This is a genomic window from Hyphomicrobiales bacterium (assembly GCA_017642935.1).
Taxonomy (GTDB): Bacteria; Pseudomonadota; Alphaproteobacteria; order Rhizobiales; family MH13; genus MH13.
Map to the genome: position 1 here is coordinate 1 of JAEPOK010000001.1, position 18,975 is coordinate 18,975.

Genomic DNA, 18,975 nt, shown 5'->3' on the forward strand with positions numbered 1-18,975 from the left:
GCATGGAACGGATAACAGGCGCACCCAGAATCTGAGGCGGCAAATGGCCATGACGGGCCTGTCCGCTAATGAGATCAATGGTGCGTGCGTATTCCCATCAAGGCCACGATCCGCGTATCGATAAACAGGCCGGATACATATCAGCGACGTCCGCTATCGAGCCAAATTCTCTCTTGCGAAACGCAGTCGGTCCATACATTTGCCACCAGAAGCACACACCGCCGCAGTGTTTGACAAAGTTCGGCGTAGCGCCGAAAGCGCCATGTCGTACAACTGGATCAAAGGTCTCCGTTGGGCTCGAAGCGTGAGTTCGCGGCCAACAGCGCGAACTTCCGCGTTTGGAATCGCATGTGAGGTCACTGGGTTTCATTTGGGGGTAAAAACAGCTGCGCTTGAATAAGGTGCGCTGCAAATGTCGGAGTTGGCTTGGTGATCATTTTCCAAACGGGATCAACCGGTCCGTGGGTTAGCTTGAAGCACTTTGGGTTAGGGCGATCGGCATTTCAGCTTCAATCATAATCCGCGTTTCGCGGATCGCGCGTTACAATGCCGGGCGCCTGACCCACGACCGGGTAGCCAGGAGCAAGATATTCATTCTGTTCTGTTGGATGCTCGCTTTTTGGCGAGCGCCAGGTGCCGGGTGGGACTATCGACGCACAGCGGTTTCGACGATCAGTTGATCGCGTTTCTGAGATATTCTGCGCGTTCGATGTGGGTATTGGCGATGTCGAGCTTCTTCTCAAGCCGGGCCTTTTTGTCGGCCGAGTGGGCTGAGGCGATGTCGGCCTCCAAGTCGATGGCCTTCTTACGTAGCTTCTTAAGAACTTTTTCGACGTGGCTTGGCTTGATCTTTTCAGCCTTGCCGCGTTCGAAGCGCTCATTGTAGTCCACGACTTTCTCGGCGAGCTTCTTCAATCCCATGGCAGTGATCCCGACCTGTACGTAAGGTCCTGCACTCTAAGTCCTCCGTGCGACAGTTTTATTACCATGGTCCGCGGTCTCAGACTTAGGTGACGCATCGGTGACCAAGTGGTTCTCATCCAACTCTTCGTCCTCCAGTGATAGTAGCCGTTCAACTTCGGCCATCGCGCTGTCGCGCTCGATATAGTATTTACGCGCTGCTTCGATGAGGTTGCGCATGGCTGCGTAGGCATAGCCAGAATCGTTCAAGAATGAGGTTGCGGCGGCGGGTTGCAGCTTGCCTTGCCGGATCAAATCATCAACGCGTCGGGTGGTCGACAGCGCATCGTCTTCGATCTGGGCGCGTTCTTGGTCGAGCCAAAGCGCGCTGCGCTCCTCGGGATCGGTCGACTCCAGCTTGTGAATTTCGACGATGATCCTGGCGATCTCGGTGCGCAGGCCATCATAAAGGTTGGTCACCGCGCCCATGTCTCGACCAGTGAAGCGCAGGACGTTTTTGCGCAGGTGCTTGACGGATTTGACCGCCTTGACAATGTCGCCTGACACGTCCCGCAAGGCGTGCACGCGTTCGTTGATCTCGGGTTCGAGGCTGCGTTCGCCAACGCGCGTGGTGAACTCGACAATGGCGGAATAGAGCGTTTTGACGCGGCGCTCGTAGCCCTCGTCCATATCAAGGTCCATCGGGGCGCGGCTTTTTTGGACCGTCTCGGCGACCTTGTCGGTCGTGTAGATGTCTTGCCGGTGCAGGTTAAGCCCGTGCAGGATCAGTTCAATCGCATTTTCGTTGAGGTGCTGGACCTCCTTTCGAAGGGCCGTTTCCAGGGTTTGTGGGAAAGCATCGACGGCTTCGTTGAGATAGCGTGGACGGCTGACATCAGGCACAGGTTCAACAATGCGTTTTTCCAGAAACGCGATAAGCCGGGTCAGAAGCGGCAGCATCAGCGCCACGCCAAGCGTGTTGAACACCGTGTGAAAGACGGCCAGCTTCAAGGCGTAGTCCTGATCGCCGATGCCGACCAAAAGGCTGATTTGGTCAACAATATCACGCAGTGGGGCGATGCAAATCAATGCAACCGCTGCGGTTGTAACGTTGAAGATCAGGTGCGCTAGCGCCAGCCTCTTGCCCTGAAAGTTCGCGCTCAGTGATCCAAGGATCGCCGTGATCGTGGTGCCGACATTGGCGCCAATTGCGAGCGCCAGGGCGTTCTCATAGGTGATCTGACCGGCGGCAAGTGCGGTCAGGATCAGCACCATGGTCGCGTGGCTTGATTGCATGATGACGGTCGCTGATGTGCCCAGCAGCGTGTAGACCACCAGACCCACGAGGCCCGGCAGTGCGAAGCGCAGAAGGTCGATCTGATCCTTGAAGGCTTCAAAGCCTTCCTTCATGTGGTGGATACCCAGGAACAGAAACCCCAGGCCACCGAGGGCGTAGCCAAGGCCGCGAATAGGCTTGGGTTTCTGGAAAACCAGAACAATGCTGATCGCGATCATCGGCATCGCATAGCTCGCGATGTTGACCTTGAGACCCAGGCCGGCAACCAACCAGGCTCCTGTCGTTGTTCCGATGTTGGCGCCGAAGATGATCCCAACGCCGCCTATCAGCGATATCAACCCAGCGCTCAGGAAGGATATCGTGATCACCGAAACGAGCGAACTGGATTGTAGGATCGTGGTCGAAAGGATGCCGAAGGCAAGCGCGCGCGGCGTGGAGCCCGTGGTGCGTTCGAGCATGCGTTCCAGTGTGCCGCCGCTGAAGAGTTTAAAGCCGTCTTCCAGCATCATCATGCCGAAGAGAAAGATGGCGACCCCTGCAGCGATCTCCTGGGCATCGGCGCTGAACCAAAAGGCGGCCAGGATCAAAGCGATGGCAACGGGGAGGTAGTATTTCCTCATGTGCCGATTGCGCCGAGGCGCGCCGGTCGGGGTGCCTGGTCCGCTGGTCGACCGAAAGGCTCTTGGTGCTCTTGCGGGCACAATTTGAGATTTGCCAGGTGTAGCGGCCTCTGATCAGCGCCGCCGCTCTCTCCCAACTGTGGTCGCATGGCCATTCCCCCTTGATTCAGGCCAAGCCCGCACCGCGCCGCGCTACATAGCAGGCGCGGAACAGTTTGCGCCTGATGTCTATCAACGACAAGCCCGTGGATCCGTGAGCTTTGGTGGGTGTCGTTTCGGCACAAGGGGGGTGGGCTATGCTCAAAACAGAAAGAATCGAATCGGCCATTCAATTGAATCGTGATGAGCTTTTCCGCTTTGGAACCGCCCTCATGTTCATTGTTGGCATTATGCTTTTCACCATCGTGCGTACCGATGGTGGCATTGACGGCATTCTGCTCGTCGTTGCTGCCATGATCGGCGGCTACATGGCGATGAATATCGGGGCCAACGATGTGGCTAACAATGTTGGTCCTGCCGTCGGCTCGCAAGCGATCACGCTGACCGGTGCCATCTTGATCGCCGCGTTTTTTGAGGCGGGCGGCGCGTTGATCGCTGGTGGCGACGTTGTCGGCACCATCAAGAAGGGGATCATCGACCCTGATCTGGTGGCCAACCGCGATACGTTCATCTGGTTGATGATTGCGGCGCTCCTGGCGGCTGCTGTCTGGCTCAATTTTGCTACCGCTATTGGGGCGCCTGTTTCGACGACGCACTCGATTGTCGGTGGTGTTCTCGGGGCGGGTATCGCTGCGGCCGGTTGGGGCATTGCCGATTGGCACCAGGTCGCCATGATTGCTGCGAGTTGGGTGATTTCGCCGGTTTTAGGCGGGCTGATCGCTGCCGGATTTCTCTACATAATCAAGCGATCTATCACCTACCAGAGCGACGTCTTGGCGTCGGCCAATCGCATGGTGCCGATCCTTGTCGCAGCGATGGCCTGGGCGTTCGGCACATATCTGATGCTGAAGGGTGTTTCTAAACTGGTTACGGTCGGCTTTCCTGGCGCTGTGATGATCGGCTTTGTGGTTGCCGTCGGGGTTTACCTGCTGATGCGCCCCTACATCGCGAGACTGACGAACAGCCTTCACAATCACAAATCGAGCATCAATGATCTTTTCACGATACCACTGATCTTTGCGGCCGCTCTGCTGAGCTTTGCTCATGGCGCCAATGATGTTGCAAATGCAGTTGGTCCACTGGCGGGTATCAACGAAGCCATTCTGCAGGGCGGCGTGGCAACCCGAGCCTCGATCCCGCTTTGGGTGATGGCGGTCGGTGCTATTGGTATTGCGCTTGGTTTGGCGCTTTATGGTCCCAAGCTGATCCGCACGGTCGGCAGCGAAATCACCGAACTCGACAAGATGCGCGCCTATTGCATTGCCATGGCCGCGGCGATCACGGTGATCGTCGCATCACAGCTTGGCTTGCCCGTCAGTTCCACCCACATCGCGGTCGGAGGCGTGTTCGGGGTTGGATTCTTGCGCGAGTACATCAAGTCCAACTACGCGCGAATGCTTGACGATATTCGTGACCATCATCGCGACAACGACCCCAAGGAGGTCGAAGCGTTTCTTCAGCGCTTTGAAGCCGCGAACGTCACGGTTAAAGGCGAGATGCTACGTGCCATGAAGACACAGTCGGCGAGCGAGCGGCTCCTTAGGAAAAAGGAGCGCAAGGATCTTGGTCGAGTGCACCGTGTTGAGTTGGTGAAGCGCAATCTGTTGCTGCGCATTGCTGCGGCTTGGGTGATTACGGTTCCGTTAGCCGGATTGCTGGCCGCCATGTTCTATTTCATGCTGCGTGGGATGCTGTTGCCATGAGCTCGGTCGTCTTGCGTTCGGTTGCCATCTCTTGGTGAACGTGAAAGCCTGCCGGCATCGGGCGGGCGCCTTTCTTCAGAGCTGGGGCCAGGTCGACCGGGGTGCTTCGAACCGTGTTTTGGGCGTCAGACCGTTACAACGTGATGGTCGGCCGTCTTCCAGCACTCACGTCTGGCCCCACCGAGGTGTGCCATGAGCCACAAGCACGAGCCGCACAGCAATAAGCTATCCAACAAGGCCTACCTGGCGGAATTGGCGCGTCTGCAAACCGAGCTGGTGCGGATGCAGGAATGGGTGAAAGCCACCGGTCATAAGGTTGCGATCCTGTTTGAAGGACGCGATGCGGCGGGCAAGGGCGGCACAATCAAGCGCATTATTGAGGCGATGAACCCGCGCGGGTGCACCGTTGTTGCGCTGCCTGCACCTACGGAGCGCGAGAAGACGCAATGGTACTTCCAGCGCTATATTCCGCACCTTCCAGCCGCCGGTGAAATCGTGATTTTCGATCGCTCCTGGTACAATCGTGCCGGGGTGGAGCGCGTCATGGGGTTTTGCACCGAAGAGGAATATCTGGAGTTCCTGCGTAGCTGTCCGGAGTTTGAACGCATGCTTGTCCGCTCGGGTATCCAGCTCATCAAATACTGGTTCTCGGTGAGTGACGAGGAACAGGAGCGGCGCTTTCAAAACCGGATCAACGATCCGAACAAGCAATGGAAGCTCAGCCCGATGGACTTGGAGAGCCGCAAGCGCTGGGTCGATTATTCAGAGGCCAAGGATGTCATGTTCTCGCATACCGACATCAAGCAGTGCCCCTGGTATGTTGTAGAGTCCGACGTGAAGAAGCATGCCCGGATCAACTGTATCGCGCATCTATTATCGATGATCCCGTACGAGACGATCGAGCGCGATCCGATCGTTCTGGAAGATAGACCGCCACAACATGATTACGTCCGACCACCCAGGAGCGACCAGACTTTCGTGCCAGAGGTCCACTCGAAGCTGATCTAGTCCGGAAGGTCGAGCGGGCCTTTCGCCGATTTGTCAGTCGCTCTTAGACAGATAGGCGGTGGCCAAAGCAGGTGTTGCGATTTGAGGGTAGTCGCTCTCTGGTATGTCGATCCCGAAACGGGCATGAAGCGCGGTCACCAAATTGAGCACGTCCATGGAATCCAGTTCCAGATCGTCCTGAATATGGTCGTCGTCCGACACTGTGGCCGGATCGATATCAGGTGCAATCTTGGAAAGCTCGGCTAGGAAAGCGGTGCGGATCTCTTGCGGTGTCATAGCGTCTCCGGGGCTTGCATCAACGACTGGAATACCTCAAGGAACCGCGCCGCCTGTCGGCCATCGCCGACACGGTGATCGAGCGACAGAGTGACAGTGACGGTTTGGCGAGGCTCCACTTGGTCGCCCACCACCCAGGGCCGACGCTGCGGCGCGCCGACGCACAGCAGCGCCACCTGCGGTGGGAAAATAACGCCTGTCATCGCTTCAGCGCCGGTTTCGCCAAGCGCTGAGATGGTGATGGTACCCATCGTCATTTCCGACCCGCGCAATCGACCGGACCGTGCCCGTGTGACGAGGTCGCGCATACCACTCATCGTGGCATCCAGTGAGAGGTCCTGCGCATCCATCAACGCTGGCGCGACAAGCCCGCCGCCGCGCAAGGCGACCGCAACGCCGGCATGAACGCTTTTGGAGGGTTCAAAGGGATCGCCGGAAAACTGCCCATTGACCACGGGCACCTTCGTGGCGGCCAATGCGGTCGCGCGTACGAACAGCGCGCCCATCAGCAAGCGCGAGGCAGGGTCGCGTCCTTCATTTGTCTTGGCAAGCCATTGTGAGGCCGGCTCAAGATCGAGCGTTTGACCGACATAAAGATGCGGAATTTCTTGCTTCGAGCGCGACATCGCGGCGGCAATCGCCTTGCGCATCTCTGCCATCGGTGAAGTTGACTTTTGTTCGGACTTGGTTGCCACCGGTCGGGTTTCCGACGCACCGCCACGGTCATGTTCAACATCGGCGAGCTGGATCGCACCGCCAAGCCCGGTGCCGGTGACCTTGGTGAGATCAACACCCAATTCGGCGGCACGACGCCGGGCCGCCGGTGAGGCTATCAAACCCGCCGGTGGCGGCACTGCAGGCGCAAGCGCTGGTGGAGCTAGCTCGGGCCCGGTGACCGGCTCGGGCGGTGGCGGTGGCGGTAGCTGAAAAGCCGCAGGCTGCTCTGGTTCTGCGCGAACCTCTTTTGGAGCAGCTGCTGGCTCGGCGGGTGCTTGCTCACCATCGCCGAGGATCACTGCCAGCGGCGCGCCGACAGGCAGTTTCTGGCCCAGATCAGCCGCCAGATGGTGCACGGTGCCAGCCTGAAAGGTCTCAATTTCGATGGCGCCCTTCTGAGTCTCAACGACCGCCACGACATCGCCGCGCTTGACCGCATCGCCAGGCTTGATCATCCACTCGACCAGCGTGCCCGCTTCCATGTCGGCGCCCAGCGATGGCATCTCAAACACGCCCATCGCTAGCGCCCCATAACCGATTTTGCGGCCGCAACGATGCTCGGCGTTTGCGGGATCGCAGCGTCCTCCAGATGTTTGGGGTATGGGATCGGAACCTCGCTGGAACAGAGCCTGCCGACCGGCGCGTCCAGATGCCAAAAACCCTGCTCCATGATCCGCGCGGAGATCTCAGCCGCCAGCGATCCGGTACGCCAGCCTTCGTCGACAATCAGTGCTCGGCGCGTCCGCGCCAGCGACCCCAAAATGGTTGCATCATCCAACGGTCGCAGGGTGCGCAGATCGATCACCTCGGCCTCGATGCCATCGGCTGCCAACTGGTCTGCGGCGTCCATCACCTTGTGCAGCGATCCACCATAGGTGATCAGCGAGATGTCCTTGCCTGGACGTCGGATGGCGGCCTTGCTGATGTTCACTGCAGCCGCATTCGTGTCGAGCATTTCGGTGCGATTGTAGAGCATCACATTTTCAAAGATCAGCACCGGATCGGGGTCTTCCAGCGCGGTCCAGAGCATGCCGCGCGCATCTTCCACGGTCGCTGGAGCAAGAACCTTGAGGCCCGGAATGTGGGCGTACCAGCCTTCCAGCGAGTGCGAGTGTTGGGCGGCCAATTGCTTGCCTGCGCCGGTGGCCATGCGGATGACCAGCGGCACGCCGAACGCGCCGCCGGACATATGCCGCATGGTGGCGGCGGTGTTCAAAATCTGATCGAGCGCCAGAAGGCTGAAATTGACAGTCATCAGCTCGACAATGGGCCGCATTCCAGCGGCCGCCGCGCCAATGCCAGCGCCGGTGAACCCTGACTCCGACAGCGGGGTATCGCGAATGCGGTCTTCGCCCAATTGTTCCATGAGCCCCTTGGTGACCGCATAGCAACCGCCATAGGCGCCGACATCCTCGCCCATCAGGAAGACGCGATCATCGCGCGTGATCGCCTCTTCGATCGCTTGTTTGACCGCCTCACGGTAGGTCGTCTCAACTGTCTTGCCCGACGGCTGTGCAGGCGGAGGAGGTGCGGGTTGCTCGCCAAGCACATGCTTCTCCAGGTCCTCGACCGGCTCCCAAGTTCCAGCTTCTGCAAAGGCGACAGCTTCTGCGATTTCAGCATCGGCATCGGCTTCAATCTTGGTGATGTCGTCCTTGTGGATCAGCTTGTTTTCCAGCAGCCATCCCTGGAAGCGAACGATGGGGCCTTTGTCGCGCCATTGCTCCACTTCATCTTTGGGGCGGTAGAGCTGTGCATCGAACATGGAATGGGCACGGAACCGGTAGGTCCGGCATTCCAAGAACAAGGGCGCGCCGGTTTCCCTGATCCGCTGAACGGCCCGCCGCGCAGCTGCCTCGACAGCCACGACATCCATGCCATCGACCACTTCAGACTCGATGCCGTAGCTGGCGGCTTTCAGATGAATGTCGGTTTCGGCCTCTGTGCGCGCGATCGCCGAGCCCATCGCATAGCCATTGTTTTCGCAGACGAACAGAACCGGCAAATTCCAAAGGCTGGCGAGGTTGAGCGTTTCATGGAACTCACCTTCCGCCACGGCGCCTTCACCGAAGAAACAGGCAGTGACATTGCTTTGGCCTTGCATGGCGTCGGCCAGCGCCAACCCACCGGCGAGTGGCAAGCCGCCACCAACAATCGCATTGCCACCATAAAAGTTGGTCGCCTTGTCGAAAAGATGCATCGACCCGCCGCGGCCGCCCGAGCAGCCTTCGGCCTTGCCATACATCTCCGCCATCACGGTCGTCATGGGTATGCCTCGCACGAGCGCATGGCCATGCTCGCGGTATGTCGCGACAATGCGATCATCTGCGCTCAAAACCGGGATGATGCCTGAGGCAATCGCCTCCTCACCATCATAAAGGTGTAGGAACCCGCGGATCTTTTGCTGCGTGTAGAGCTCGGCGCATTTGTCTTCAAACCGGCGAATGCGAACCATGTGGGTGAGCAGGTCCAGCACATGGGCATGGTCCAGGCGCGGTCGATCGATCACACTCATGTTTCATCACTCTCCAGGGTTGAAATATCGCCTTCCGGCAAGCCCAATTCACGCGCCTTAAGCAAGCGGCGCATGATCTTGCCTGATCGCGTTTTGGGGAGGGTCTGGCGGAACACGATCTCACGCGGCGCCACCGCCGGGCCAAGCTTTTTGCGGGCGTGACCGCGAATGGCGCGTTCCAACTCGTCAGACTTTACGAAATCAGGATTGAGCACGACATAGGCTTTGACCACCTCGCCGGCCGTCTCATCCGGTACGCCGATCACGCCAGCCTCCGCGACGGCCTCATGCTCGATCAGGGCGCTTTCCACCTCGAACGGGCCGATCAAATGGCCGGAGGATTTGATCAGATCATCGGCGCGCCCCACGAACCAGAAATAGCCGTCGGCGTCGCGCATCGCCAGATCGCCGGAAAGGTACCAGCCATCGACAAAGCATTTGTCGTAACGCGCTTTCTCGTGAAGGTAGGTCCGCATCATTGAGGGCCAACCGGGCCGCAGAGCCAATTCTCCTATCTCGCCATCGGCAAGTTCTCGTAACGCACCGTTGTCGCGTTCGACGATCCCGGCCTCAATGCCGGGCAGCGGCTTGCCCATGGACCCCGGATGCACATCCATCGCCTTGGTGTTGGCGATCATGATTCCGCCGGTCTCGGTCTGCCACCAATTGTCGTGGAACGGGCGACCGAAAACCTTCTCGCTCCAAACCACGGCTTCGGGATTGAGCGGCTCGCCGACGCTGGCCAAAAAGCTGAGAGAGGAGAAGTCGTAAGGCGCTGCGGCTTCTTCGCCTGCCCGCATCATCATACGAATGGCCGTAGGTGCCGAATACCAGACCTGCACCTTCTCGCGCTCGATCGTTGTGTACCAGCGATCCAGGTCGAACTCGGCTTCATCGACAATCATCGTCACGCGGTTCACCAGCGGTGAGAGAATGCCATAGGACGTACCGGTCACCCAACCCGGGTCGGCGGTGCACCAATAGGTCGTGCCGGGCTTGAGTTCCAAAGCGTTGCGGCCGGAAAAAGCGTGGTAGATCACCGCGCCATGCACATGCACGGCGCCTTTGGGTTTGCCTGTGGTTCCGGAGGTGAAATGGATGAGTGCGGGGTCTTCCGGCTCGGTGCGCACAACCTCAAATCGTTCCGAGGCGGCTTCCAAGGCAGGGCCAAGGGCAACGCATCCTTCCGGTGCTTCATCGCCGGCGATGAGGACCAGTTTCAGGGAGGGTATGTCATCGCGCCACGCAGCGATCTTACGTTTGTAGATGGAGGCGGTGGTGAGCAGGACGTCGGCTTCTCCAATCTCCATGCGCGTGCGGATCGGCTCCGGCCCGAAAGCGGAGAACAGCGGTGTAAACACAAGGCCGGCTTTCAGCGTGCCAATGGCGGCCGCATAGAGTTCCGGTACGCGCCCCATCATGGCGAACAGCGAATGGCCTTTGTGCAGACCATGATCTTTCAAGACGTTGGCAAAGCGCGCGGACAGGCCTGCCATACCGGCATAGGTCAGGTTACGCGTGCTGCCATCCTTGCCGAACCAGCGTAGGGCAACTTGGTCGCCGTGACCGCCCACAACGTGGCGATCCACAGCCTCATAGCCGATGTTCAACCCCCCGCCCGGCAAGCCATCGAGCAGCGAAAGTGCATCATTCCATTCAAAGGATTGGCGGAGCTGTTCCGCGTCCGGCATGGAGGCCGATGCCCGCTCCTCGGCGCTCTTTTCGAAGACTGTATCCATGCAAACGTTCCCGCCCTTGCCAGGGTCAGGAGAATGCAAGCGGTCGCCAGCGAGCGGCTGATTTTTGTCAACCAAATTCGGCAAATGGCGCGCAGATGCGAATTGGTATATCAGCCCATCGCGCGCAGCTCCTAACCTACCGACAACCATCCGTCGGCATTCAGTGCCGTCATTCGATTGGTTGCGCCGTCAGCAAAAAACCCTCGAAATCGAATGTCGCCCCTGCTTGATCACTTTCTGCCTTTACTGTTGCCATTATCTGTATCCAGATAGATGAGCGGTGTTTGGCAGGAGAGTCGGGTGCTGCGTTTCTGTTCGGATTGCTCAATTGGCGTTTGGCGCTAGGTTACCGTCGTCGGCGGTAAAGCCTTGGCATTCGCCTGCGGTTTCCGACATTTGTTTCTACACCAGTTCAAAGTTCCTTCGATCATGCACCTGTACCGCGCTGCTGCGCTTGTCATCCCCGCTTTCCTTTTTGTGATTGTGTTTGTTCCACCAGGATTTGCCCAGGGTGGTCCTTCGCTGGTCGTGACAGAGCGGGTGGAAATGCGCACCTTGGCCGAGACGCGGCCGATCTTTGGTGAGGTTGTTGCCCAACGTGACAGTGCGATCGCTGCTCGGGTGGCGGGGATCGTCGATGAAGTTCGGATCCTTGTTGGAGATCAGATTGAGCCTGGCGATGTGCTGGCGGTGCTCGACCGTCAGTTGATCGAGATCGAACTCGCGCAGGCTGAGGCCAGTCTTGCTGAGGCGGAGGCGGGCATCGAAGTTGCTGAGGCGCGGGTCACACGTACGCAAGATGTGTTCAACCGAACCGATGCGTTGCGCGGCAGTTCAGCGTTTTCCGAAGGTCGGCTGGAAGATACGCGCGGAGCGTTTTCCGAAGCGCGTGGCCAGTTAGCCGAAGCTCAGGCACGGCTACTGAATGCTCAGGCTGCGCTCGAGCGCGCGCGCTACAACTTTGAACGCGCGGAGATTACGGCGCCGTTTCGCGGCATTGTTTTATCGGTCGAGACGGATCCCGGACAGTTCATCTCAGCCGGCGAGCCGGTTGCACGACTGCTCGATGTCACGACGCTTGAGATCGAGGCAAACGTGCCTGCGCTGTACATTGAGGGGTTGTCACCGGAACTGGTGCTGAGCGGCGAAACCGAAGAAGGAACGCCACTTGCTCTCACGGTTCGTGCTATCTTGCCGACGGAATTTGCCGCGACGCGCACGCGTCCGGTTCGGTTCACCACCGATCTCCAGGCGCTGACCCGGCGCGTTGCCGTTGGGCAGTCGATCACGGTTTCGGTGCCGACCGATGCACCGCGTGATGCGCTATCGGTGCCCAAGGACGCTTTGACGCAAAGCGCGTCTGGCTGGTCCGTATTCGTCGATGAAGACGGTGTGGCGACGCCCCGTACCGTGCAAATCGGCGTTGCAATGGGCGATCGCTTTGAGGTGCTGGGCGGTTTGAACGAGGGAGACTTCGTGGTCGTGCGCGGCAACGAGCGCCTGTTTCCAGGCCAGCCGATCCAGGCGACCAACTAAGGAACGGGAATCATGGATCTTATCCGCTTTGCGATTGATCGGCCGATCGCCGTCGTAGCCACGGTGATCATGGCAATCCTGTTCGGCGGGCTGGCCCTTTCGCGCATTCCAGTTCAATTGGCGCCGGATGTCAGTTCGCCTGTTGTCACGATCACCACCAATTGGCCTGGCGCCGCGCCGGTCGAAATTGAGCGCGAGATTGTCAACCCGCAGGAGGATGTGCTGCGCGGGTTAGAAGGCCTCGATATCATGACGTCGTCTTCCTCAACCGGCCAAGCTCAAATTACGCTCGAGTTCGCGATCGGCACCGACATGAGCCAGACCTTGTTGCTGGTTTCCAACCGCCTCGACCGGGTGAGCGACTACCCCGATGAGGCGTCCGAACCGGTGCTTAACACGTCCGGCGATGATGATAGCCCGATCGCCTGGGTGCTCGTGCTCGCTGGTGAAGGCAACAGCCGCTCCTTGCCGACCTATGGCGATTTTATTGAAGACGTCGTGCAGGACCGTCTTGAGCGCGTGGAGGGCGTGTCGGCCGTCAACGTGTTCGGCGGGGTGAGCCGTGAGCTTCAGATCATCATCGATCCGCAACGATTGGCGCGCTTTGGCTTGACGGTGCCGGAGGTCGTCAACCGGCTGCGGACCGAAAATGTCTCCCTTTCCGCTGGCGACGTCGAAGAAGGTAAGCGCCGCTATGTCGTGCGTGCCGAAGGCAATCTCAACACCATCACGGCGGTGGAGGACGTGGTTTTGCGCTCGCAAACCGATGGCGGTCCGCTGGGGCGGGTGCGGATTGCCGACGTCGCGACGGTTGCCTTTGCCTATGAGGAGCCGGCTGTCCGATTGCGATTTAATGGCGATCCGGGCTTGGCGTTCAACGTCGTGCGCGAGCGCGGCGCCAACGTGATCGAGACGATGGAGGAGGTGCACCAGACGCTCGACGAACTCGCCGCCGGGCCGGTCGCTGATCAGAACCTCGTCCTGCAGCAGGTCTATGACGAGACGGTCTATATTGAGGGCGCCATCGATCTAGTGACACAGAACATCTGGATCGGCGGCGGGCTCGCTGCGATGGTGCTTCTGCTCTTCTTGCGCAGTCCGCGCGCGACGCTGGTTGTGTCGCTCGCCATCCCGGTGTCGATTGTCGCGACGTTCGTTGTCATGGCCGCGACTGGGCGAACGCTGAACGTCATTTCGCTCGCTGGCATTGCGTTTGCCGTCGGTATGATTGTCGATGCGGCGATCGTTGTCTTGGAGAACATCTACCGTCTGCGCGAGACGGGCATGCCGCGCCGGGAGGCCGCTTATCGCGGCGCCAAACAGGTTTGGGGCGCTATATTGGTTTCCGCCTTGACCACCGTCCTGGTCTTCGTGCCGATACTGGTGATGCAATTGGAAGCGGGCCAGCTTTTCCGCGACATCGCCGTTGCGATTTCGGTGTCGGTCCTGTTGTCCTTGCTTGTCGCTGTAACCGTGATTCCGGCCTTGTCGAGCCGCCTTTTGGGGCGCGGCCAGCAGAAGATGTTGCCATTACCTGGCATCGACCATCTGGGGCGCGGTTTCAAAGCCTTGGTCATGATGTATGTGCGCGCGACAGTGCGTATGCGGGCGCTTGGCATCGTCATGGTGACGGTGATCGCAGGCACGGCCATCACGGCAAGCGTGACGTTTCTGCCGCAGCTTGAGTATCTGCCTGAAGGCAACCGCAACCTGGTCTTCGGCTTGATTATTCCGCCGCCCGGTTACAATCTCGATACGACTGAGACGATCGCCGAGCGGATCGAGCAGACGGCGCGTCCGATGTGGGAGGCCGCGCCGGCGCTTGAGCTGGAAGACGGCAGGCCGGCGATCGAGAATTTCTTCTTCGTGGCAACGCCCGGCAACAGTTTCGTCGGGGCAACGGCGATGGACGGAACCCGCGCTGGGGACCTTATTCCTGTGCTCTCCATGCCGATTTTTGCGGAGCCTGGAACGTTTGGCTTCATGACCCAACCCTCGCTCTTCGGGCAGGGCATTGGTGGCGGGCGAACCATTGAGCTCAATGTTTCAGGTCAGGATTTGGAAGCCATTCTCGCCGTTGCTGGGCAAGCAGCCGGGATGGTTTCGGGTATCCTGCCGCGGTCTGAAGGCCATCAGTTCCGTCCTATCCCTGGCCTGGAACTCGGTGCGCCAGAGGTTCGCCTGATCCCAGATCGCTTACGGCTTGCCGATGCCGGGTTGGATGCGCGCGCGCTCGCAGCCACGGTGGATGCCTACAATGACGGGCTGCGGGTCGCCGAAATCACTGAAGGAGCCGACCGTCTCAATCTTGTTCTGCTCGGTGACCGCTCTGCTCTGTCAGGCTTGCGCACCCAGGATGTTGGCGGGTTTCCCGTCGTCACGCCGTCAGGTCAGATCACGCCGGTGTCCGCTTTGGCTGATGTCATCGTCACCGCGGGTCCGACCGAGATTCGCCATCGCGATCGTCTGCGGACCGTGACGCTTGAGGTGCGACCATCGGATGCGTTGCCGCTTGAGAGCGCCGTTGCCCTGTTGGAAAGCGAAGTTGTCGCGCCGCTGGAAGCGCAAGGGTTGCCGCCAGGTATCCGGCTGAGCGTATCGGGCACTGCTGATCAGTTGAGCCAGACCTGGGATGCCATTCAGATCAATCTGATCGTCGCGCTGCTCATCGTGTTCCTGGTGATGGCGATCCTGTTTGAAAGTTTCATTCTGCCGCTTGTGATTTTGATCTCGGTGCCGGTGGCAGCTGCTGGTGGTGTTGGAGGGCTTGCGCTCCTCAACACATTTCAGGTGCAGCCGCTCGATATGCTGACGCTGCTTGGCTTCATCATTCTCATCGGTATCGTGGTCAACAACGCGATCCTCATCGTCCACCAGACGCTGATCAACCTACGCGAAGAGGGCATGGCGCCGGTTGAGGCCATTGAAGAAGCGACCAATCACCGTATCCGTCCGATCTTCATGTCCACGCTGACAAGCATCATGGGTATGCTGCCTCTGGTCCTCATTCCCGGTGAAGGCGCCGAACTTTACCGTGGTTTGGGCGCCGTGGTTGTCGGTGGTCTGTCGATGTCAGCGTTTCTCACGCTTCTGACGGTTCCGCCCTTGCTGCGCCTTTGCCTGCGTGCGCCTGCGAAGGATGACGCGGATGCGCCAGTTTCGACCGAGGCCGTACCTGTTCCAGCGGAGTAAAAAAACTAAGGTTCCCGTAGCGCAAGTTTCTGTCATCTGACTGTCTTGAAAAATTGGTGTTGTCGCGCCGCGAACGGGGGACCATTATGGCCCTCACGGCGTCCGCGGTTTCAGGTTGATTCCTGAGATCAAACTGAGGCGCCGATCCTCAAGGGAGACACCTGATGAAAAAGATGATCATTGGCTCGGTCGCAGCCGCAGCCACATTTCTCACACCCATTGCGGCTTATGCGCAAACCGAAATCGAGTTTTGGCACGCCTTTACCGGCCGTCTCGGCGAACTGGTTGCTGCGCAGGTTGAACAATTCAACGCCAGCCAAAGCGACTATGTCGTCGTGCAGTCGCACAAGGGCAACTACTCTGAAACGCTTAATGCTGGCATCGCCGCGTTCCGCGCCGGAGAGCAGCCACATATCCTCATGGTCTTTGAAGTTGGCACGGCCACCATGATGGCGGCTGAAGGCGCCATTCGCCCGGTCTACGAAGTCATGACCGATGCAGGCGCTGAATTCGACCAGGATGCCTATATCGGGGCTGTGACCGGCTATTATACGACGTCCGATGGCGACATGCTCTCGCTGCCGTTCAACTCCTCAACGCCCGTACTTTGGGTCAACCGTAACCTGCTTGAAGAGGCAGGCGTCGACCCCGATGTCGATCTGTCCACCTGGGAGCAGGTTGGCGATGTCCTCGCCGAGGTGCGTGATGCTGGCATCGAATGTCCGATGACCACGGCCTGGCAGAGCTGGATCCATCTTGAGAACCTCTCAGCCTATCACGACACGCCGTTCGCCACGCAGGATAATGGCTTTGCCGGCCTCGACACCGAGCTTGCGTTCAACGGTCCAATCCAGGTTCAGCATGTGCAGACCCTGGGTGATTGGGCACAAGATGGTCGCTTCATCTACGCGGGCCGCCGCAACGAAGGCGGCGCCAACTTCCGTGCAGGCGAATGCGCTCTCTTTACCGAAAGCTCTGCTGGTTATGCCGGTATCAGCGCCGAGGCTGAGTTCGATTTCGAGGTTCGCCCGCTTCCCTATTGGGCCGGTGCTGTCGACGCTCCACAGAACACCATCATCGGTGGTGCTTCCCTTTGGGTCTTGGAAGGCCATGAATCCGAAGAATATGCAGGCGTTGCCGCCTTCATGAACTTCCTTTCCTCGACCAGCGTCCAGGCGCAGTGGCATCAGGACACCGGTTATCTGCCGATCACGCTGGCAGCCGGCGAAGCGACCCGCGAGCAGGGTTTTTATGACGAAAACCCAGGCACCGACATCTCGGTCACGCAGATGACGGCGAACGACCCGACGCCAAACTCCTCCGGTCTGCGTCTTGGTTCCTTCGACCAGATCCGTGGCATTATCGATGAAGAGTTGGAGGCCGTTTGGGCTGGTGACAAAACAGCAGACGAGGCGCTGACCTCCGCTGTTGAGCGCGGCAACGTTCTGCTGCGTCGCTTCGAGCAAGCCAACAACTAACGCTGAATTGATGGAGGCGGGCGCGACGGTGCCCGCCTCTTTTCTGCGGGGGCAGGGTTGATGGAAAAGCGTGTCACCTTCAAAGGCTGGCTTTTGCCTTTGGCGCTCATTGCGCCACAAGTCTTCATCTCAGCCGTCTTCTTTTTCTACCCGGCGGCGCAAGCCATTTGGCAATCGCTGTTCATCCCGGACCCGTTTGGTCTGTCGATGGAGTTTGTCGGGCTGGGGAACTTTGAGTTCCTGCTGTCCGATCCGTTCTATCGCGCGTCCTTCTGGACGACGGCGGTGTTTTCGACGCTGGTCACTGTGGTCTCGATGATCCCAGCGCTGTTTCTGGCGGTATTGGCCGACCGGCTGATCAAGGGCGCAGGCACCTATCGCACCTTGCTGATTTGGCCCTATGCGGTTGCCCCTGCCGTGGCCGGCGTTCTCTGGCTCTTCATGTTTAACACGCGCATTGGCGTGGTGTCGTTTTACCTCGGCCAGCTTGGCTATGATTGGAACCACGTGCTGAACGAGACCGAGGCCATGGGGCTGGTGGTCGTCGCCTCGGCTTGGGGCCGGATAAGCTACAACTTCCTGTTCTTCTTTGCGGCGCTTCAGGCGGTGCCTAAGTCGGTCATCGAAGCGGCCGCCATCGACGGCGCGCGGTTCTGGCGACGGTTTTTCACCATCGTGTTGCCGCTGCTCTCGCCCACAACGTTCTTCCTGCTGGTCGTGAACGTGGTTTATGCCTTCTTCGAGACGTTTGGTGTGATCCACACGATCACACTAGGTGGACCACAGCAGGCAACAACGATCCTCGTCTACAAGGTCTATTCAGATGGCTTTGTCGGGCAGGACCTTGGTTCATCGGCAGCCCAGTCGGTGATCCTGCTCTTCGTCGTCGGGCTGTTGACCGTGGTGCAGTTCAAATACATCGAAAAACGGGTGCATTACTGATGGCGGTCGCAGCGGAATCAACACCGGTGGCGGTGCGCGAACCGGCGCCCGGCATGGTGGAAAAGCGCGGCAGCAGCCTTTGGCTGACCCATGTGCTGATGATCTTCGGCGTGCTGGTCGTGTTCTTCCCAATCTGGCTTGCGTTTGTAGCCTCGACCATCACCCAGCAAGATATTGCGCAAGCGCCGATGCCGATATGGCCGGGCGAGCACTTCGTTGAGAACTACACGCGGGCCCTGTTCTCCGGCGTCAATGTTCCCGTGGCGACGATGCTGATGAACTCGCTGGTCATGGCACTGGGCATTGCCATTGGCAAAATCATCATCTCGTTGCTGTCGGCCTTCGCGATCGTCTATTTCCGCTTCCCAGGCCGGAACGTCTTTTTCTGGATGATCTTCATCACGCTTATGCTGCCGGTAGAGGTGCGCATCGTGCCGACCTTTGAAGTGGTGGCAGGTTTTGGGATGCTCAACAGCTATTCCGGGCTGATCTTTCCATTAATCGCCAGTGCGACCGCAACGTTCCTTTTCCGCCAGTTCTTCCTCACCGTGCCTGATGAATTGGCCGAGGCAGCGCGTGTGGATGGTGCCCGTCCCATGCGGTTCTTTGTCGATATCCTTCTGCCGATGAGCCGGACCAACATCGCGGCGCTGTTCGTCATTCTCTTTATCTATGGCTGGAACCAGTATCTCTGGCCGCTGCTCATCACCACCGACCCGGAGATGAACACCATCGTGATGGGCCTGAAGCAGATGTTCCCGTCTGGCGATGATCTGGCCGATTGGCCGGTGATCATGGCGACATCGATTTTGGCGATGATCCCGCCGGTGATTGTCGTCATCTCCATGCAAAAGCTCTTCATCCGCGGCCTCGTGGACAGCGAGAAATAGGAC

The 18,975-nt window shown here is 59.1% G+C and carries 13 protein-coding genes and 1 pseudogene; 7 read left to right on the forward strand and 7 right to left on the reverse strand.

The window, feature by feature from the left end; translation table 11 throughout:
• Window positions 1-672 precede the first annotated feature (672 nt).
• On the reverse strand, window positions 673-921 hold the full coding sequence (locus JJ917_00005) for a hypothetical protein (GenBank protein MBO6697187.1): 249 nt from the start codon (window positions 919-921) through the stop codon (window positions 673-675).
• Between the two features lie 36 nt (window positions 922-957).
• Window positions 958-2,817, reverse strand: a complete 1,860-nt coding sequence (locus JJ917_00010; protein ID MBO6697188.1) for a Na/Pi cotransporter family protein — start codon at window positions 2,815-2,817, stop codon at window positions 958-960.
• Between the two features lie 296 nt (window positions 2,818-3,113).
• Here JJ917_00010 and JJ917_00015 point away from each other — a divergent pair, with 296 nt between their 5' ends.
• Window positions 3,114-4,679, forward strand: a complete 1,566-nt coding sequence (locus JJ917_00015; GenBank protein MBO6697189.1) for an inorganic phosphate transporter — start codon at window positions 3,114-3,116, stop codon at window positions 4,677-4,679.
• A 192-nt stretch (window positions 4,680-4,871) separates the two neighbouring features.
• Window positions 4,872-5,687, forward strand: a complete 816-nt coding sequence (ppk2, locus tag JJ917_00020) for a polyphosphate kinase 2 (GenBank protein ID MBO6697190.1) — start codon at window positions 4,872-4,874, stop codon at window positions 5,685-5,687.
• A 33-nt stretch (window positions 5,688-5,720) separates the two neighbouring features.
• Here ppk2 and JJ917_00025 read toward each other — a convergent pair whose 3' ends face one another.
• The 5 genes and pseudogenes from JJ917_00025 to acsA form a co-directional block, all read right to left on the reverse strand.
• Window positions 5,721-5,963 carry an acyl carrier protein gene (locus JJ917_00025; GenBank protein MBO6697191.1) on the reverse strand — a complete coding sequence of 81 codons (243 nt, stop codon included), beginning with the start codon at window positions 5,961-5,963 and terminating at the stop codon, window positions 5,721-5,723.
• On the reverse strand, window positions 5,960-7,198 hold the full coding sequence (locus tag JJ917_00030) for a 2-oxo acid dehydrogenase subunit E2 (GenBank protein MBO6697192.1): 1,239 nt from the start codon (window positions 7,196-7,198) through the stop codon (window positions 5,960-5,962). The genes JJ917_00025 and JJ917_00030 overlap by 4 nt, the downstream gene beginning before the upstream one ends.
• 2 nt (window positions 7,199-7,200) lie before the next feature.
• Complete coding sequence (locus JJ917_00035) at window positions 7,201-8,229, reverse strand: alpha-ketoacid dehydrogenase subunit beta (protein ID MBO6697193.1); 1,029 nt, start codon at window positions 8,227-8,229, stop codon at window positions 7,201-7,203.
• Window positions 8,224-9,195, reverse strand: a pseudogene (gene pdhA / locus JJ917_00040) (pyruvate dehydrogenase (acetyl-transferring) E1 component subunit alpha). Before pdhA ends, JJ917_00035 begins: the two are co-directional and overlap by 6 nt.
• Entirely contained in the window at window positions 9,192-10,934 is a 1,743-nt protein-coding gene (acsA, locus tag JJ917_00045) for an acetate--CoA ligase (GenBank protein ID MBO6697194.1), read from the reverse strand. The pseudogene pdhA and the gene acsA overlap by 4 nt, the downstream one beginning before the upstream one ends.
• Before the next feature lie 429 nt (window positions 10,935-11,363).
• On the opposite strand from acsA, the gene JJ917_00050 reads away from it, so the two are divergent.
• The 5 genes from JJ917_00050 (at window position 11,364) to ugpE (ending at window position 18,972) form a co-directional block, all read left to right on the forward strand.
• Window positions 11,364-12,470, forward strand: coding sequence for an efflux RND transporter periplasmic adaptor subunit (locus JJ917_00050; GenBank protein MBO6697195.1), 1,107 nt, complete (start codon window positions 11,364-11,366; stop codon window positions 12,468-12,470).
• A 12-nt stretch (window positions 12,471-12,482) separates the two neighbouring features.
• Entirely contained in the window at window positions 12,483-15,662 is a 3,180-nt protein-coding gene (locus JJ917_00055; protein ID MBO6697196.1) for an efflux RND transporter permease subunit, read from the forward strand.
• A gap of 164 nt (window positions 15,663-15,826) precedes the next feature.
• Window positions 15,827-17,140: a sn-glycerol-3-phosphate ABC transporter substrate-binding protein UgpB gene (gene ugpB, locus JJ917_00060; protein ID MBO6697197.1), complete on the forward strand. Its 1,314-nt coding sequence runs from the start codon at window positions 15,827-15,829 to the stop codon at window positions 17,138-17,140.
• 60 nt (window positions 17,141-17,200) lie between these two features.
• Entirely contained in the window at window positions 17,201-18,082 is an 882-nt protein-coding gene (ugpA, locus tag JJ917_00065; GenBank protein ID MBO6697198.1) for a sn-glycerol-3-phosphate ABC transporter permease UgpA, read from the forward strand.
• Between the two features lie 53 nt (window positions 18,083-18,135).
• A complete protein-coding gene (gene ugpE / locus JJ917_00070) occupies window positions 18,136-18,972 on the forward strand; it encodes a sn-glycerol-3-phosphate ABC transporter permease UgpE (GenBank protein MBO6697199.1) in 837 nt (278 codons plus the stop codon).
• The last annotated feature ends 3 nt before the right edge of the window (window positions 18,973-18,975 follow it).

Bases quoted from the DNA above. Each gene is read 5' to 3' on its own strand.
- JJ917_00005 (MBO6697187.1), bottom strand. From the start codon at position 921: ATGGGATTGAAGAAGCTCGCCGAGAAAGTCGTGGACTACAATGAGCGC.
- ugpB (MBO6697197.1), top strand. From the start codon at position 15,827: ATGAAAAAGATGATCATTGGCTCGGTCGCAGCCGCAGCCACATTTCTC.
- acsA (MBO6697194.1), bottom strand. From the start codon at position 10,934: ATGGATACAGTCTTCGAAAAGAGCGCCGAGGAGCGGGCATCGGCCTCC.
- ugpA (MBO6697198.1), top strand. From the start codon at position 17,201: ATGGAAAAGCGTGTCACCTTCAAAGGCTGGCTTTTGCCTTTGGCGCTC.
- ppk2 (MBO6697190.1), top strand. From the start codon at position 4,872: ATGAGCCACAAGCACGAGCCGCACAGCAATAAGCTATCCAACAAGGCC.
- JJ917_00055 (MBO6697196.1), top strand. From the start codon at position 12,483: ATGGATCTTATCCGCTTTGCGATTGATCGGCCGATCGCCGTCGTAGCC.
- JJ917_00050 (MBO6697195.1), top strand. From the start codon at position 11,364: ATGCACCTGTACCGCGCTGCTGCGCTTGTCATCCCCGCTTTCCTTTTT.
- JJ917_00010 (MBO6697188.1), bottom strand. From the start codon at position 2,817: ATGAGGAAATACTACCTCCCCGTTGCCATCGCTTTGATCCTGGCCGCC.
- ugpE (MBO6697199.1), top strand. From the start codon at position 18,136: ATGGTGGAAAAGCGCGGCAGCAGCCTTTGGCTGACCCATGTGCTGATG.
- JJ917_00025 (MBO6697191.1), bottom strand. From the start codon at position 5,963: ATGACACCGCAAGAGATCCGCACCGCTTTCCTAGCCGAGCTTTCCAAG.
- JJ917_00015 (MBO6697189.1), top strand. From the start codon at position 3,114: ATGCTCAAAACAGAAAGAATCGAATCGGCCATTCAATTGAATCGTGAT.
- JJ917_00030 (MBO6697192.1), bottom strand. From the start codon at position 7,198: ATGGGCGTGTTTGAGATGCCATCGCTGGGCGCCGACATGGAAGCGGGC.